Origin of the sequence: Kosakonia arachidis, assembly GCF_900116535.1 — a bacterium.
Classification (GTDB): Bacteria; Pseudomonadota; Gammaproteobacteria; order Enterobacterales; family Enterobacteriaceae; genus Kosakonia; species Kosakonia arachidis.
On record NZ_FPAU01000002.1, the window covers coordinates 462,342 to 478,026 of the forward strand.

17 protein-coding genes are annotated in these 15,685 nt (G+C 51.5%); 4 read left to right on the forward strand and 13 right to left on the reverse strand.

Annotated elements, in window-relative coordinates:
* Position 1: 1 nt before the first annotated feature.
* The 9 genes from hypA to BM427_RS10380 all read right to left on the reverse strand — a co-directional run bounded on the left by hypA (position 2) and on the right by BM427_RS10380 (position 8,507).
* Complete coding sequence (gene hypA, locus BM427_RS10340; protein ID WP_090121359.1) at positions 2 to 340, reverse strand: hydrogenase maturation nickel metallochaperone HypA; 339 nt, start codon at positions 338 to 340, stop codon at positions 2 to 4.
* Entirely contained in the window at positions 333 to 815 is a 483-nt protein-coding gene (gene hybE / locus BM427_RS10345) for a hydrogenase-2 assembly chaperone (RefSeq protein ID WP_090121360.1), read from the reverse strand. Before hybE ends, hypA begins: the two co-directional genes overlap by 8 nt.
* Complete coding sequence (locus BM427_RS10350; RefSeq protein WP_090121361.1) at positions 805 to 1,302, reverse strand: HyaD/HybD family hydrogenase maturation endopeptidase; 498 nt, start codon at positions 1,300 to 1,302, stop codon at positions 805 to 807. The genes hybE and BM427_RS10350 overlap by 11 nt, the downstream gene beginning before the upstream one ends.
* Positions 1,302 to 3,005, reverse strand: coding sequence for a hydrogenase 2 large subunit (gene hybC / locus BM427_RS10355; protein ID WP_090121363.1), 1,704 nt, complete (start codon positions 3,003 to 3,005; stop codon positions 1,302 to 1,304). The genes BM427_RS10350 and hybC overlap by 1 nt, the downstream gene beginning before the upstream one ends.
* Entirely contained in the window at positions 3,002 to 4,174 is a 1,173-nt protein-coding gene (gene hybB / locus BM427_RS10360) for a Ni/Fe-hydrogenase cytochrome b subunit (RefSeq protein WP_090121364.1), read from the reverse strand. Before hybB ends, hybC begins: the two co-directional genes overlap by 4 nt.
* Positions 4,164 to 5,141, reverse strand: coding sequence for a hydrogenase 2 operon protein HybA (gene hybA, locus BM427_RS10365; protein ID WP_090121366.1), 978 nt, complete (start codon positions 5,139 to 5,141; stop codon positions 4,164 to 4,166). The genes hybB and hybA overlap by 11 nt, the downstream gene beginning before the upstream one ends.
* A 2-nt stretch (positions 5,142 to 5,143) precedes the next feature.
* Positions 5,144 to 6,262 carry a hydrogenase 2 small subunit gene (gene hybO, locus BM427_RS10370; RefSeq protein ID WP_090121367.1) on the reverse strand — a complete coding sequence of 373 codons (1,119 nt, stop codon included), beginning with the start codon at positions 6,260 to 6,262 and terminating at the stop codon, positions 5,144 to 5,146.
* A gap of 242 nt (positions 6,263 to 6,504) precedes the next feature.
* Positions 6,505 to 6,792 carry a DUF2623 family protein gene (locus BM427_RS10375; protein ID WP_090121368.1) on the reverse strand — a complete coding sequence of 96 codons (288 nt, stop codon included), beginning with the start codon at positions 6,790 to 6,792 and terminating at the stop codon, positions 6,505 to 6,507.
* Between the two features lie 65 nt (positions 6,793 to 6,857).
* Positions 6,858 to 8,507, reverse strand: a complete 1,650-nt coding sequence (locus BM427_RS10380; protein ID WP_090121370.1) for a methyl-accepting chemotaxis protein — start codon at positions 8,505 to 8,507, stop codon at positions 6,858 to 6,860.
* 1,237 nt (positions 8,508 to 9,744) lie between these two features.
* On the opposite strand from BM427_RS10380, the gene BM427_RS10385 reads away from it, so the two are divergent.
* Entirely contained in the window at positions 9,745 to 10,785 is a 1,041-nt protein-coding gene (locus tag BM427_RS10385; RefSeq protein WP_090121371.1) for an aldo/keto reductase, read from the forward strand.
* A 63-nt stretch (positions 10,786 to 10,848) separates the two neighbouring features.
* Here BM427_RS10385 and BM427_RS10390 read toward each other — a convergent pair whose 3' ends face one another.
* Together BM427_RS10390 and BM427_RS10395 are read right to left on the reverse strand one after the other, a co-directional pair.
* Positions 10,849 to 11,343: a TIGR00645 family protein gene (locus BM427_RS10390; RefSeq protein WP_090121373.1), complete on the reverse strand. Its 495-nt coding sequence runs from the start codon at positions 11,341 to 11,343 to the stop codon at positions 10,849 to 10,851.
* 87 nt (positions 11,344 to 11,430) lie between these two features.
* Positions 11,431 to 11,937, reverse strand: coding sequence for an ESA_00282 family adhesion-associated protein (locus BM427_RS10395; protein ID WP_090121375.1), 507 nt, complete (start codon positions 11,935 to 11,937; stop codon positions 11,431 to 11,433).
* A 102-nt stretch (positions 11,938 to 12,039) separates the two neighbouring features.
* Here BM427_RS10395 and BM427_RS10400 point away from each other — a divergent pair, with 102 nt between their 5' ends.
* Together BM427_RS10400 and BM427_RS10405 are read left to right on the forward strand one after the other, a co-directional pair.
* Positions 12,040 to 12,444, forward strand: a complete 405-nt coding sequence (locus BM427_RS10400; protein WP_090121377.1) for a hypothetical protein — start codon at positions 12,040 to 12,042, stop codon at positions 12,442 to 12,444.
* Positions 12,437 to 12,901 carry a cytoplasmic protein gene (locus BM427_RS10405; protein WP_090121379.1) on the forward strand — a complete coding sequence of 155 codons (465 nt, stop codon included), beginning with the start codon at positions 12,437 to 12,439 and terminating at the stop codon, positions 12,899 to 12,901. Before BM427_RS10400 ends, BM427_RS10405 begins: the two co-directional genes overlap by 8 nt.
* Positions 12,902 to 12,983: 82 nt before the next feature.
* On the opposite strand, the gene exbD is transcribed toward BM427_RS10405, so the two are convergent.
* Positions 12,984 to 13,409: a TonB system transport protein ExbD gene (gene exbD / locus BM427_RS10410; protein ID WP_090121380.1), complete on the reverse strand. Its 426-nt coding sequence runs from the start codon at positions 13,407 to 13,409 to the stop codon at positions 12,984 to 12,986.
* Between the two features lie 6 nt (positions 13,410 to 13,415).
* Complete coding sequence (exbB, locus tag BM427_RS10415) at positions 13,416 to 14,147, reverse strand: tol-pal system-associated acyl-CoA thioesterase (RefSeq protein ID WP_090121382.1); 732 nt, start codon at positions 14,145 to 14,147, stop codon at positions 13,416 to 13,418.
* A 252-nt stretch (positions 14,148 to 14,399) separates the two neighbouring features.
* Here exbB and metC point away from each other — a divergent pair, with 252 nt between their 5' ends.
* On the forward strand, positions 14,400 to 15,587 hold the full coding sequence (gene metC / locus BM427_RS10425) for a cystathionine beta-lyase (RefSeq protein ID WP_090121384.1): 1,188 nt from the start codon (positions 14,400 to 14,402) through the stop codon (positions 15,585 to 15,587).
* Positions 15,588 to 15,685 lie beyond the last annotated feature (98 nt).

Sequence of the window (15,685 nt, forward strand, 5' to 3'; positions counted from 1 at the left end):
ATTACTCCACTTCAATACTTTTAATCTGCACGCCATCGCTGTGCTCAATATGCAACGTCGGGCAGTGACAGCGCGGACATTCGTCGTGCCGGGTGATCTCTACCGACGCACTACAGTTCCAGCACCACGCTTGCGCGGGTTTATGGATGATATGCAACGCGCAACCCTGTGCAAGCGTATCGCGACAGGCAATATCGAAACCAAAACGCAGGGCGCTCTCTTCGACACAGGCCAGAGCGCCAATTTCCAGCCAAACGCCAGTCACGCGCTGCGCGCCGTGCTGCTTCGCCTGCTGTTCGATAATTTCCACCGCATTCTGGCACAGCGATAACTCATGCATGCTGTGCATCTCGCTTGCCGAACAGCAACGCGCGGCGGCTTACACTGGCATCCGTTACGGGTAGCGAGAGCGCCATCTTCAGGCAGTTATCCGCCAGTTGTACGCCCTGCTGTGGGCTGAGATCGGGCGTTAGTGGCGACATTAAGGAGCAACTCAGGTACTGCCCCAGCGCCGGTAATTCTCCCACGGTAAAAGTCATCTCGCCGTAGGGTAATTGTAACCCCAGTCGCTCGCTGACGCGCCGCACCGGCCAGCTTTGCTGCGGACCAGGATAGATTTGCAAACTCAGCATCCACGGCGTCAACACGCAACCAATCCACTGATTTTCAAACAGAGTAAATGGCGTGGCGTAGACGTCCATTTGCGGATGCACGAACGGCAGCCCCTGCATTTCATGGTCGGCAATCGTCTTAAAAGACTGCTGAACTTCGAGATGCGGCGAAACGTCAAATCCTGCTAATACATCATTGTGCATGAGCAGCCTCCCGTGGCGTCAGCACAACACCGGATTCAGCCAACGCATCCATCACCGCCGCCAACGCGCTATCAAGGCTGGATTCCACTACCGGCGTCATGCCGATATGCGGCTCCAGCGAGGCTGGCGTAACGCCGATCAGTGTGAGTTTTGCTGGAAACTCACCGGTAAAACGCAGCGCCGACAGGACATCCGCCAGCCCCAGTTGGTGCGGAGAAATTTTATTACTGAACAGCGTCGGCACTTCGTCGTCGCGCAGGATAATAACCCTTCCAGGATCGCTTTTCCTGCTGACGATCGCATCGGCAATAATCAGGTGATCGCGGTTAGCCATCGCGTCGAGTAGTTCCATTCCGGCGGTACCGCCATCCAGCACGTCAACGTCTTCCGGCAGGTGGAAGCGCTGCGCCAGCGCCTCCACAACCCGTACGCCAATCGCTTCGTCGGTCAATAAAATGTTGCCGACGCCCAGTACTAAAATCGACATCACAGCACCTTCACCGACACAACATCGTTGCCGTCCGCATCCAGCACATGCACTGCACAGGACATGCAGGGGTCGAACGAATGCACGGTGCGCACCACTTCCAGCGGTTTTTGCACGTCCGCAACCGGCGTACCCACCAGCGACAATTCGTATGGCCCGGCGTCATCATTAAAGTTGCGCGGCCCGGCATTCCAGGTCGATGGCACAACCGCCTGATAGTTTGCGATTTTACCGTCTTTGATCACCACCCAGTGGGAGAGCATGCCGCGCGGCGCTTCCAGAAAGCCGACGCCTTTAAATTCGCCGCTCTGCGGAATGTCGGTTTTCACATAGGTCTGCATGTCGCCTTTGCCGATGTTGGCGAGCAGCGCCTGATACTGATTTTGCAACACGCCGTGGAGTTCACAGGCGTGAACGGTGCGACCAATAATACGTCCCAGCGTTGAATGTAGCTGCGCCACGCCGATGGTTTTGCCGGCCAGTTTCTGGTAGATAGCGACAATATCGTTCAGCTTAGTCGCCGTGGTTTCGTGCTTCGCCGCCAATTTACAGAGCATATTCGCCAGCGGACCGACTTCCACCGTTTTGCCGTAAAAAGTGGGCGATTTCACCCAGGAATATTTGCCCTCTTCCTGCCAGCCGGTGTACTGAGGCAATGTGGTGCCCTGCCACGGCGCCTGCGGTGCCTCATCTTTGTACCATGCGTGTTTTGAGCTCTCCTGGATCCCTTTCACCATAAAGGGATCGTCACCCGTCGTGATCGCCCGGAAGGTACTGAGATCGGCATTCTCGATATACCCGCCGGGGAACAGGAAGCTGCCATTTTTGGCATCGGTGGGAAATTCCGGCGTACTGAGGTAATTCACCGCGCCTTTGCCAAGCGACAGCCACTCGGGATAAAACGCAGCAATAACAGCGGTATCGACTTTATAAACTTGCTCAATAAAACCCTCAAGGCGATCGATAAACGACTTCAGGTACATCAGACGTTCAAGATTCAGCACTTCAATGCCATCGAGGTTGATCGGGTTAGCAACACCGCCGACCGCCAGGTTCTGGATATGCGGCGACTTGCCACCGAGCAGCGCTACTATGCGGTTAGCATCGCGCTGACACTCCAGCGCTTGCAGGTAGTGTGCGACGGCTATCAGGTTCACTTCCGGCGGTAACTTCATTGCCGGATGTCCCCAGTAACCGTTGGCAAAAATGCCCAACTGCCCGCTGGCGACCAGTGCTTTGATCTTATCCTGTACTGCTTTGAACTCGCCTTCACTGTTCTGCGGCCAGTCGGAGATCCCTCTCAGCAGCGCGGCGGCTTTTGCCGGATCGGCCTGCAACGCCGAGGTGATATCAACCCAATCGAGCGCCGAGAGTTGATAAAAATGGACGATGTGATCGTGGATCGAGTGTGCTGCAAGAATGATGTTGCGGATGTACTGCGCATTCAGCGGCACATTGACCTTCAACGCGCTTTCTACTGCCCGCACCGAGGCGATAGCGTGAATGGTAGTACAAACCCCACAAATACGCTGCATGATGATCCAGGCATCGCGTGGATCACGATCCTTCACAATCTCTTCCATTCCGCGCCACATGGTTCCCGATGACCAGGCCTTTGATACGACGCCGTTTTCAATTTCGCAATCAATGCGTAAATGACCCTCAATGCGGGTCACCGGATCGATGGTGATACGTTGACTCATGCTTCACTCGCCTCATGTCGCGCAGGTGTTTTTAACGGAGGAATAATAGGCAACAGACGTATGAGTAAGATGTATGCACAGACTTCAATTGCCACAAAACCAATAGAGATCATCAGCTCCTCCCACGTCGGGAAGTAGCCATATCCGTTGCCGGGATTGAAGGCCAGCAGCGAATAGGAGAGCCGCCACAGCGCGCAGCCTAACAGCATGCTGAGAGCGGCCAGGAACAGAATACGGGAATCGTTGCGCCAGCGGGAAACGCGCAGCGCCAGTAACGGGAAAGCCAGTAGTGCCAGTTCCAGCCAGAATATAAGGCTGTAAAAATCCCCGGCGAACGCGTAATGCCATTTGCCGCGCCAGCTGATTTCCCCGACGCGCAGCAGCAGGAACAGCGCCAGCAGGACGCTTAGTACGCCCATCAGTTTATTGAACAGGCGCTTCTCATCCGGGCCGTCACCCCGCAGGCTGGCCTGCATTAAGGAACCTTCAAAGATAACGATCGAAAAGCCCATTATAAAAGCAGTCAGTAGTGAGAAGAGCGGCAGCATTTCGTAGCTTTGCCACAGCGGATACACTTTGTATCCGGCGGCAATCATCAGCGATCCCATCGATGACTGGTGCATCGTCGGCAACAGAGCGCCAAGGGCGATGATAAAAAACATCACCTTGTTCAGACGACGTAGCGAAACCTTCCAGCCCAGTCTTTCGAGCAGAGCTGGCGCAAATTCCAGCGCCATTACGCCGATATAGATAGTCATACACACGGCTGTTTCAAACAGCACCGAATTGACGTTGAAGTATCCGGGAATGTAGAAATACGGCAGATTCCAGTAGCGGCCAACGTCAATGGTGATGGATAACCCGCCCAGCGAGTAACCAAACAGGCTACACAGCAGCGCCGGACGCACCAGCGGATGATAATCGCCGCGATTGAAGACGTAGACCGCCCACGCCAGCGCCCAGCCGCCGCAGGCGAAACCAGTGCCGATCAGCAGGTCAAAAGCGATCCAGATCCCCCACGGATACCCGCCATTCATATCAGAGACCGATCCCAGACCGAAGATCAGACGCTTGAGAATAAAGATCGCGCACAGCACGACCAACGGGGCGAACATAAGCACGGGTTTGCTCAGCAGCTTACCGCCCATGGCTTGTGGATCATGACTCATGGTCATCCTCCTCGTGATGCTCCCTTGTATTACGCCGTACCAGCGCCGTCAGACCTGCCAGCACCGCCAGTGGCAACATCATGCCTTTATACACCGTATGCTGAACGTGTTCGGATCGTGCGCCGGTAGCTAGAGAGTCCAGCGTTGGCAAACCAAGATCCGTGTAAGGCACGCCTGTCAGTACCAGCACCTGCGTGCCACCACCCTCTTTCTCGCCGTACAAATGCGGGTAGTAGTGCGGAACATCGTGAAGATAAACATCATCGGCGTGCAGCGTCTGGCGGGGATAGCGATATTCGGAACCCGGCTTCAGCATGAGGCGTTTTTTGGCTTCGGCCAGTAACTCCTCGCGGGTACCGTAGATCACCGCGCCTGCCGGACAAACTTCCACGCAGCCGGGAAGCTCGCCTTTATCAAGACGCTCGACGCCTTTCTGATTACAGAGCTGGCATTTGTGGATCTGGCCGAACGGGTTGTCGTAATCATATTTCGGCACATCGAAAGGACAAGCGACCATACAGTAGCGGCAGCCGGTGCAGACATCCGGGTTGTAGTGAACAATGCCGGTGACAGCATCTTTCTTCAGCGCCTGTACCGGGCAGACCGACACGCAGTTGGCATCCACACAGTGCATGCACTGCTTTTTGATGTAGGCATAGCCATTGTCAGCCTGGTCTTTGTTTTGCCCATTACCGCTGTGCCAGACCTGAATAATGTTGTTGGTATACGGAGAGAGTTTGTCGTTGTTCGACCAGGTTTGTTCACCCTGCGGATTAGGCACCGGCGAGTTGATCGCCTGGCAGCGTGAGACGCAGGCCTGGCAACCGACACAGAGCGTAGAGTCATATAACATGCCCAGCGCTCCGGGGATCGGCGGCCGGTTTTGCGCAGCGGCAAAACTGGTGGACGATCCCCCCATCAGCAGCGCCCCGCCGGACGCCACTTTGAGAAAATCACGTCTGTTCACGGCTATTCTCCCTGCGAATCAGCGTCGTTTTTCTTCTGTTGCCGTCCCAGCTCGCGCACCGTCATCACGCCAACGCCCGCCACCAGACCGACTACGCCACCCAACAGGCCGACGGCCGTTGCCGACACAGTGCCACCCTCTTTCAGTTGCACGTCGGGTTTTTCAACGCGCGGCGTCGGGTTTTCGACATGGGCAAGCTGAGCAATACCTTTATGAAAGCCAACGCCTTCCTCATTACAGCCATAACAAGGATGTCCAATAGCAACTGGCCATGCACCGCCGACATCGCAGAACTGTAACGTAGAGCAGTTGCCCCAGGTCTCCGGGCCTTTACAACCGAGGTGATAAAGACACCAGCCCTGCCGATGCCCGGCATCGCCGAACTCTTTCGCAAAACGCCCGGCATCGAAATGCGGACGGCGCTCGCAGTTTTCGTGAATCAAGCGCCCATAGGCAAAAGAAGGTCGGTTTTTGCTATCCAGCGCCGGGGGTTTACCAAAGGTGATGAGATGCGCCACGGTAGCGAGGAAATTTTGTGGGTTCGGCGGACAGCCAGGAATATTAATCACCGTTTTCCCCGGCAACACCGCCTGCAAACTAACCGCTCCAGTGGGATTCACCCCTGCCGCCGCCACACCGCCCCAGGAGGAGCAGGAACCGATCGCGATGATGGCGGCGGCGTTTTCAGCCGCCTTACGAATATGGTCAACAATAGGCTCTCCAGCCACCATGCAGTAAATACCGCCATCTTTCAGCGGAATGGAGCCGTCAACCACCAGCACGTACTGGCCTTTATACTGCTCCAGCGCATGGTGTTTGTTCTCTTCAGCCTGATGCCCGAACGCGGCGGAAAGCACTTCGTGGTACTCCAGCGAAATGGTTTCCAGCACAAGGTTTTCAACGGTGGGATGGGTGGCGCGAAGTAGCGATTCGGTACATCCGGTGCACTCCTGCGCACCAATCCAGACAACCGGAGGACGTTGCGGATGGCTGATGGCTTCTGCCATCTCTGCGGCTGCCTTGCCGCTCAACCCCATTGTGGCCGCCAGCGCGGCACACAGCTTCATAAAATCACGACGACTCACACCCTGGGATGCTAAATGTAAATTATCTCCTGCCATTTATTTTTTATTCCTCAGCCCGAACTAAGAATATTCTCCATCCAACAGGAAGAAGAGTGCTGCGATCGCTCCGACAATTAAGCACATAAAAATCATGGGCATTATGCAAAAATGAGACGAGGATTACATTACACGGACTGGGTGTAGGGATATTAGGGCACAAATGAACAAAAAAAATGAAAGCCACTCTCGACAAAAGTGACCTTCACAAAAGAGAACCACATATTGAGCGAAGCGTATTGTTATGTTTCGAGGCGGTATCCCGCCATAAAAAATCGGATCACCATACTGGAGTGGCTCTCGCGAAAGAAATCCATCACCATCTCTTTATCCAGCCCGTAACGGCGAGTGAGAATGCCTGCTTCCCACGCGCTGAGCTGTCGATCACCTGTCTTTTCAAACATGCGGTGCGAAAACCCAAGGACAAAGCCCCGCTTATAGTCCGGGCAGAAATGCGCCACATTGCTGGCGCTATCCGCCTGCGCCGCATTCAGCCCGGCCATTAAACCTTTACCAAAATGGTTTTCCATCGTTATCCCCCCAAACGCTATATAAAAAATTATATAACGATCTAATGTGGGGATGATAGCGCTGATTAAAACGCCACCCATTCGTCCGGCGATGCACCCGATTTAGAGGTGGTTTTACGCGACAAACCCGGTTTCACCAGTGCGGCCGTTGGTGGGGTATTCTGCTCATTACTGGAAAGACGGAACTGCTGAACAGAGCGTTGCAGCTCTTCTGTCTGGCGCTCCAGCGCCTCCGCTGCCGCCGAGATCTGCTCTACCAGCGAGGCGTTCTGCTGCGTGACGCTATCCATCTGGCTAATCGCGAGGCCTACCTGCGAGATACCTTTACTCTGCTCTGCAGAGGCCGAGGCAATTTCTTTCATAATGGTGGTTACTTCGGTAACGGCGCGCAGGATACTTTCCATGGTGGTGCCGGTGTCATTAACCAGTCGCGCCCCTTTCTCAACGCGGCTGACTGAATCGGCGATCAGCGTTTCGATTTCTTTCGCAGCGCCGGCACTTCGGCTGGCAAGATTACGGACTTCCCCGGCGACGACGGCGAAGCCACGCCCTTGCTCGCCTGCGCGCGCTGCTTCAACCGCAGCATTCAACGCCAGAATATTCGTCTGGAAAGCAATGCTGTTAATCACGGTGGTGATCTCAGCAATTTTCTTCGAGCTACCGGAAATACCATCCATCGTGCTGATGACATCTTTAACCAGCGCACCGCCTTTGCTGGCAGTGGCTGAAGCCACTTCCGCCAGTTGGCTGGCCTGGCTGGCGTTATCAGCATTCAGTTTGACCGTGGATGTCAGTTCTTCCATGCTGGCTGCTGTCTGCTCCAGCGCGGAGGCCTGCTCTTCGGTACGGGAAGAGAGATCATTATTGCCGGAAGATATCTCACTCGCTCCTCGCCAGATATTTTCACTGCCGTGACGGATACTGCTGACCGCTTCACGCAGGCTATCCTGCATTGCCAGCAGCAGCGGCACAACTTTGCCGACGCAGTTACGACCAAAATCTTCCAGCGGCTGGCTGAGATCGCCCTGCGCCATCAGCATGAAATGTGCGCGGATACGATCGAGCGGGCGCACCAACATGGCGACCAGATAGCGATCGGTAAAGAGCAGGATCAACAAGCCAATCACCATCGCTGCAATAATTGCCACGCGGGTGCTTTGCGTTCGGCTATCGACGACAACGCGCGTCTGATCGAGCATATCGCCCGCCGCTTTATTAAAGCTTTCGGCCGACGCACCAAAGTTGCGACTTAAACCCGGTGTGACATTATTTGCTTGCTGGCGATAAGCCTCAAGCGTTCCCTGCTGAGCCAGTTGAAATTGCGGCGTGATCCCCTGCTCCAGCAGCGCCTGCCAGTTACTGATCACTTGCTCAGAGATTTTCGCATCCATCGGCCCAGGCGAAATCGCTTTAAACGCCACCAGATAACGGGCCATATTGTCCAGCGACTGTTGCACTGGTGCCATATCCGGCGAGCCACCCGCAGCTTTGGCTTCCATTACGCGACTGAGACGAGTCACAAACCGAAAGTATTGATCATTGCCCTGGCTAAGCAGGGTCATCTGTGACACCAACTGGCGATCCACCTCATTGCCATCGGCCACTTTTGACAGAGAAAAAACACTATACAAACCAACGCCTGACCACAGCACGCCGAAAATCCCGAGGATCGCCAGCATAACGGCTCGTATAGTAAAGTTACGAAGCATACTCATAATATTATCCTTGCGGTGAAGGTACATTCTCGCCTGCGGGCAAGACTTATCTTCGTTATCGGCATGGGCAAGAAAATTCTGCATAGTAAATCTGAAAAAAATGATAAAAAAATTTCATCCTTATGTTTTTTTCATCAATCTGCGCCGTGGCCGTATAGAATGCTACCCTGACTCATCATTGAGTTAGTAATTATCATTACCATCATAGTTTTAACTTACAGCATAAAGAATAAGTTGTTGTTTTTTAACATAAAAATAATAAATATGGATCCACTAATTATTTCAAAAATTAATATTCTAAAAATTCATGGTAAATAATAATAAAAAAATATAACCAGCCTAATAATAAATACAAAGGATAAAGTTAAATGTTACAAAAACTTAAAAAAATAATTTTTAAAAAGTTAAAAAGGAATAAAAACACACAGAGAAAAAACACCTTTGTAAAAATTTAATGTTTTTTTATAAAAAATTATTTTTAAAATATATTAAAATTCATTTTAAGCATGGTTAACTGATTATTTATCACTCTGAACATTGTGATGTTTTTTCGCACTTACTGGCGCGGAAAGATCGCCGTAAGCTGCATAACCACTGACCTGCAGCGATACAGCAGCGAAGTTGCGAACTCTCCTGGACGCCGGTTACAAACGCGGTAAGAAGGAAAACTTATATTCAGCGCGGCATCCGTTCTATTTCCTGTCTTTCACTGGCGTTTCGCTTGAAAGATTTTTCGCAGACAATTATCCAGCGTTTTCGCAGAAGAATGGGAACACCTAACGTAAATTAATAGTGCAGTTTTACTTGCGAACGGATAATAAAAATCTGTCATTATCTATACAGAATCTATTTTTCGCCGCCTGATAGCATAAAAATCTGCAATAATTAATTTTTCTGCGAATAAAAATGAACAATGTATTTTTAATAATACATTCCGCCACATGGCTATTTTTTGTTCTTTTCGTGAGCAATCGACTCAATGCAGATATTTTTCAAACTATCCAGGAGTTCGTTGCCAGGACAGCTTCGTCGCCGTAACAAACGCTAATGCTCCCTACTTTGCCAGTGGCATCCTGATGCTTTTGCAGATGCTCAATGGCGGCAAAGAAGTCATCTATCCGTTTTGTAGACGCGACTTTTTGTTGCCGCTCATGCCCTTTTGATACGCAGCAAACGGACGTAAGATAAAAACGCTGTTTCGATTTTCATATAAAATCCAGATAAGAAAGGAGACATCATGCCCGGTTTCGCCAATCCGAATCGCTACGAACAGATGCAGTATCGATACTGCGGTAAAAGCGGCCTGCAACTGCCCGCACTTTCTCTCGGTTTGTGGCACAGTTTTGGTCATGGGCAGGCGCGGGATTCGCAACGTGCTCTGCTGCGTAAAGCGTTTGACCTTGGCATTACCCACTTTGATTTAGCCAACAACTACGGGCCACCGGCGGGCAGTGCGGAAGAGAATTTTGGTCGCTTGTTGCGCAATGACTTCGCGGCTTATCGCGACGAAATCATTATCTCCACCAAGGCTGGTTACGATATGTGGCCAGGCCCGTATGGTTCAGGCGGATCGCGTAAGTATCTGCTGGCTAGCCTCGATCAGAGCCTGAAGCGCATGGGCGTTGAGTACGTGGATATCTTTTATTCACACCGTGTAGATGAAAAAACGCCGATGGAAGAGACCGCGGCAGCGCTCGCTCAGGCGGTGCAAAGCGGTAAAGCGCTGTATGTCGGCATCTCTTCTTACTCAACTGAACGTACGCAACAGATGGCAGCGTTGCTGCGCGAGTGGAAGATCCCGCTGCTTATCCATCAGCCTTCGTACAACCTGCTGAACCGCTGGGTCGAAAAAACTGGCCTGCTCAATACACTGGAAGTTAACGGCGTGGGATGTATCGCCTTTACTCCGCTGGCGCAGGGGCTGCTGACCGGCAAATACCTGAGCGGTATTCCGGAAGGTTCCCGTATGCAGCGTGAAGGCAAGAAAGTACGCGGTTTAACGGAGAAAATGCTGACGGACAGCAATCTCAAAAGCCTTCGGTTGCTCAATGAGATGGCGCAGCATCGCGGGCAGTCAATGGCGCAAATGGCGTTGAGCTGGCTATTGAAAGATCAGCGCGTCACCTCAGTGCTGATTGGCGCAAGTCGTCCAGAGCAGATCGAAGAGAACGTACTGGCGCTGAATAACCTAACGTTCAGTGAAAAAGAGCTGGCGCAAATTGATAAGCATGTTGCCGACGGTGAGTTGAACCTTTGGCAGGCATCGTCAGATAAGTAACAAAAAAGCCGGGTAGTGCTGCTTGCCCGGCTTTCAACCCTCTTGAGGCTTTCCCTCTATGAATCAGTGATTATGGCGCGTCAGACGATCCAGATACCCCATGACGAAAGCAGACAAAACAAACGTCAGATGGATTATCACATACCACATGAGTTTATTGTCCGGAACGTTTTTTGCGTCCATAAACACGCGCAGCAGATGAATCGAAGAGATCGCCACAATTGACGCCGCCACTTTATTCTTAAGCGAAGTGGAATCCATTTTGCCGAGCCAGTTCAGTTTCTCTTTGTGTTCGGCGATATCCAGTTGTGACACGAAATTTTCATAGCCGGAAAACATCACCATCACCAGCAACCCACCCACCAGCGTCATATCGACCAGCGACAGCAACATCAGGATCAGATCGGATTCCGCCAGGTTGAAAACATTGGGCAGAACGTGAACAATCTCCTGAAAGAATTTCAGCGTCAGCGCAAGTAAAGCGAGGGAAAGACCAAAGTAGACCGGGGCGAGCAACCAGCGCGAAGCGTACATTGCATTTTCCAGAAAGCGTTCCATGTGGCGTTAGTGTCCTGTCAAATAGCGAAACCGACGCCCAGTATATCTCAGGATGGCAAACAATTAGCAGCAGCCGAGCAGACGGAGTTACACATCCTCCGGGTTCACCCACGGGCGCTGATTCTCAGGCCAGACCAACACCACCAGCGCCGGATAGGCTTCCATACTGAACTCGCGAAAACACTGTCGCAGGTTGAGGACATCCAGATCGGACTGTGCAACTTTTTCACCGTTGACACAGCGTTTTTTTATGTTGTCGTAATACTTATATACCGCTGAGTTGAGATCGCTACAGCGACGTTGTGCTTCAAATAACCCCGGCGTACTATTTAATTCCGCCATGTTCATACGTTTAATTGTCGCATGAAGAAAATCAATATATTCATGATTGACGCGCCAGTACCATACCGGAGTAATCGCGTTCATTAATACCGAAAAATGATCTTCGCCTTCCTCTTTCGACAATGGTTGATACTGCGGAGGGCGATTGTCAATTTCACGAAGGGGAGTTTTTTTATTGTGCTCACGCATCAATAAAAGTATGCCGCCCGTCAGCAGCAATATAGTAATAACAGAATAAAAAATACTGTTCATGAGCAGGCTCCTTTTTTTTGATTTTAAAAGTGCGCCGTGATATTGTCAACGAACCTCACGCCTGCGTTCCCTCTCCCTTGTTGATATTAAAGGACATTAGAAATGCTTCCCGAGAATCTTGTCCCGGCACGATTTCATATTTCTACTGCTGAAACCAGCCCTGGAGAAGAAGGAACAGAAGCTAATTTAGCTCAGGGTAAAACAACCCTCGCCGATCATGCCAAAGATATATTGGCTAATGCCAGCCGTGGCGGTCAGTCAAGAAATATGTTACTTGAAGAGCACGATCGCCAAATAAGAGATCGTCTGTTCCGGGTGGTAAAAATCGAGACATTCGCTCGTCTGCTTAATGAGTTACAGGAAGAGGGCGAGATTGAACCTCAAACATTAAGTCAAATAATTACCGAAAAAACGCAGCAAATTAATGAAAACGGAAATGTGATTTGGCTTAACCTGATTACTCGCGAAAAAGACGGGCCACTATTTTATAAGCTTGGGGATGAATAACGTGAGTGATGTCGATAATAATGTTTATTTAACTTTAACCGACAAAAATAGCGATGAATTTATCTTAGAGCACAATAAAGAGGCTCTGATACTCAGTAAAAATGAAACCATAGCCCGTATTGCCCATGAGCTGGTTTCCATTCCTGCGGCGCTTGTGCGCCTGAAATGGCAGAACCGCCGTGAAATCTACCCGCTACAGGTGAAAGAGGAAATTTACGGCGCGACGATCAATGCCATTATCGAGCTAAAGCCTGAACTGCGCGACAAAATCATGGGGCGGCTGGAGGCTAACTACCAGCATCTACTGGCACGGGAAACCGCAACGCTACGCCTGAGTCGCAAACTCAGCGACGGCGAATACCATACCACGACAGTCTCTACCGTCGCGCCAGAACCGGAAAACCAAAAAGCTGCGCCGGAGAAGCAAGAAAAAACCGCAGGCACAAAATTAAAGTAAGCGCGCCGCTTTTTATACTGCTAATGGCGCAGACGTAAAAAAGCTGGCATTTGCCAGCTTTTATCACTTATCAGCACCGAATTTAGTGTGCTTTAACCGTCTCTTCACCCACCAGACCGATTTTGAGATAGCCCGCCTGATGCAGGGTATCCATCACTTTCATCAGCGTCTCGTAATCCACAGTTTTATCCGCACGGAAAAAGATCGTGGTGTCCTTTTTACCTTCCGTCACGGCATTGAGCTGGTTAACCATCGTCTCGTCGGTTACCGGATCGTTACCGATGAACATGGTGTTATCAGCTTTTACCGACAGGTAGACCGGTTTTTCCGGGCGCGGCTGTGGCTGGCTGGTTGAGGCGGGAAGATTCACTTTTACATCAACGGTAGCAAGCGGCGCGGCCACCATAAAGATAATCAGCAGCACCAACATAACGTCGATAAACGGCGTCACGTTGATTTCATGCATTTCGCCGTTATCATCCAGGTTTTCATTAAGACGCATTGCCATGGAGCATCAACCTAAACGTAATTTCGAAGCGGTGCGAACCGGCTGCGCATTGCTGGCGGCCAGGTCAAGATCGCGGCTTTGCAGCAGCAGAACCTGCGCGGCAACGTCGCCAAGTGTGGCTTTGTAACTGCCAATCATGCGCGCAAAGACGTTATAAATCACCACCGCAGGAATTGCCGCGACCAGGCCGATAGCCGTTGCCAGCAGTGCTTCTGCAATACCCGGTGCGACAACAGCAAGGTTAGTGGTCTGCGTCTGCGCAATACCAATAAAGCTGTTCATGATGCCCCAGACCGTACCAAACAGGCCGATAAACGGTGAAATCGCGCCAATCGTCGCAAGATAGCCGTTACCGCGCCCCATATGGCGACCTGTCGCCGCAACACTGCGTTCCAGACGGAAGCCGGTACGCTCTTTAATGCCTTCGTTGTCTTCACTGCCTGCGGATAGCTCCAGTTCATTCTGGGCTTCATTAATTAATGACAGACTCAGACTTCTGGCGTGGAAAGAAGAGGCAATTTCGCTGGCCTGATACAAAGAACGTGCTTCAGCCAGTTTTTGCTGCTCACGCTTAAGACGGCGCTTCTGCGAGATCATCTCCGCGCTTTTACTGAAGAACAACGCCCATGTAACGACTGACGCGAGAATCAGGCCGATCATCACAACCTTTACGACGATGTCAGCATGGTGATACATACCCAACACGGATAGATCCGTCTGCATCAAATTATTACCCACTGTATATCTCCGAGATGCAAATCACAAAATCTGCGCGTAATAATAGCAAAATGCCACCGAATTGATAGTGGTTCTCATTACTATTTACATAGTGCCGTAAAGAAAGGCCTGTTTCTTTGCGCTAACACAGTAAACCTCCGCGCAAGATACGGAATGCGAAAAAAATAACGCTCTGCCGCCAACATGGCGATGCATCAACACGCAATCATGGTAGTCTGGACATCCAGACGTATAAAAACAGGTTGAGCAACAATGACGGCGAAGCATATAGATACCGCTCTGGTAAATGCAGGGCGCAGCAAAAAATACACGCAGGGTTCAGTGAATAGCGTTATCCAGCGCGCGTCTTCACTGGTATTCGACACGGTTGAAGCCAAAAAACATGCTACGCGCAATCGCGCCAATGGCGAATTGTTTTACGGCCGCCGCGGTACGCTGACGCACTTCTCTTTACAGGAAGCGATGTGCGAACTGGAAGGCGGTGCGGGCTGTGCACTCTTCCCCTGCGGAGCAGCGGCAGTGGCCAATACCATTCTGGCGTTTGTCGAGCAGGGCGATCATGTGTTGATGACCAACACGGCTTACGAGCCAAGCCAGGATTTCTGCACCAAAATTCTTGCCAAACTGGGTGTTACCACCAGTTGGTTTGACCCGCTGATCGGTGCCAGTATCGTCAAGCTGATCCAGCCCAACACCAAAGTGGTGTTTCTCGAATCTCCCGGCTCCATCACCATGGAAGTCCATGACGTTCCGGCCATCGTTCAGGCGGTAAGAAGCGTCGCGCCAGAGGCAATTATCATGATTGATAACACCTGGGCGGCGGGGATCCTGTTTAAGGCGCTGGAATTTGATATTGATATCTCCATTCAGGCCGCCACAAAATATCTTATTGGCCACTCCGACGGCATGATCGGTACGGCGGTTTCCAATGCACGTTGTTGGGAACAACTGCGTGAAAATGCTTACCTGATGGGACAAATGGTCGATGCCGACACCGCCTATATGACCAGTCGGGGTCTGCGCACGCTGGGCGTCCGTTTGCGTCAGCATCATGAAAGTAGTCTGAAGATTGCCGAATGGCTGGCAACGCATCCGCAAGTCGCGCGTGTTAATCACCCCGCGCTGCCTGGCAGTAAAGGGCATGAATACTGGAAACGCGATTTTACGGGCAGCAGTGGTCTGTTCTCGTTTGTGCTGAATAAGCGATTGAGCAACGAAGAGCTATCGCAGTATCTCGACCACTTCAAACTGTTCAGCATGGCCTATTCATGGGGCGGTTATGAATCCCTGATTCTGGCGAACCAGCCAGAACAACTCGCTGCGATTCGCCCGAATGGCGGCATCGATTTCAGCGGGACATTAATCCGTCTGCATATCGGTTTAGAGAATGTTGATGATCTGATTGAAGATTTAGTAGCAGGCTTCCAGCGCATCGTGTAAACCAGGCCTCCGGGGCAGCAAGCCAGGAAATTTCTAATTTCTTGCGCCCCGGATCAAGGTGTTTCAGGCGAGTTGGAGTACAATAGCCTCCTCTACGC

Bases quoted from the DNA above. Each gene is read 5' to 3' on its own strand.
- exbD (WP_090121380.1), bottom strand. From the start codon at position 13,409: ATGGCAATGCGTCTTAATGAAAACCTGGATGATAACGGCGAAATGCAT.
- BM427_RS10385 (WP_090121371.1), top strand. From the start codon at position 9,745: ATGCCCGGTTTCGCCAATCCGAATCGCTACGAACAGATGCAGTATCGA.
- BM427_RS10390 (WP_090121373.1), bottom strand. From the start codon at position 11,343: ATGGAACGCTTTCTGGAAAATGCAATGTACGCTTCGCGCTGGTTGCTC.
- BM427_RS10395 (WP_090121375.1), bottom strand. From the start codon at position 11,937: ATGAACAGTATTTTTTATTCTGTTATTACTATATTGCTGCTGACGGGC.
- hybO (WP_090121367.1), bottom strand. From the start codon at position 6,262: ATGGCAGGAGATAATTTACATTTAGCATCCCAGGGTGTGAGTCGTCGT.
- BM427_RS10350 (WP_090121361.1), bottom strand. From the start codon at position 1,302: ATGTCGATTTTAGTACTGGGCGTCGGCAACATTTTATTGACCGACGAA.
- BM427_RS10400 (WP_090121377.1), top strand. From the start codon at position 12,040: ATGCTTCCCGAGAATCTTGTCCCGGCACGATTTCATATTTCTACTGCT.
- BM427_RS10380 (WP_090121370.1), bottom strand. From the start codon at position 8,507: ATGAGTATGCTTCGTAACTTTACTATACGAGCCGTTATGCTGGCGATC.
- hybE (WP_090121360.1), bottom strand. From the start codon at position 815: ATGCACAATGATGTATTAGCAGGATTTGACGTTTCGCCGCATCTCGAA.
- metC (WP_090121384.1), top strand. From the start codon at position 14,400: ATGACGGCGAAGCATATAGATACCGCTCTGGTAAATGCAGGGCGCAGC.
- BM427_RS10405 (WP_090121379.1), top strand. From the start codon at position 12,437: ATGAATAACGTGAGTGATGTCGATAATAATGTTTATTTAACTTTAACC.
- BM427_RS10375 (WP_090121368.1), bottom strand. From the start codon at position 6,792: ATGGAAAACCATTTTGGTAAAGGTTTAATGGCCGGGCTGAATGCGGCG.
- hybC (WP_090121363.1), bottom strand. From the start codon at position 3,005: ATGAGTCAACGTATCACCATCGATCCGGTGACCCGCATTGAGGGTCAT.
- hybB (WP_090121364.1), bottom strand. From the start codon at position 4,174: ATGAGTCATGATCCACAAGCCATGGGCGGTAAGCTGCTGAGCAAACCC.
- hypA (WP_090121359.1), bottom strand. From the start codon at position 340: ATGCATGAGTTATCGCTGTGCCAGAATGCGGTGGAAATTATCGAACAG.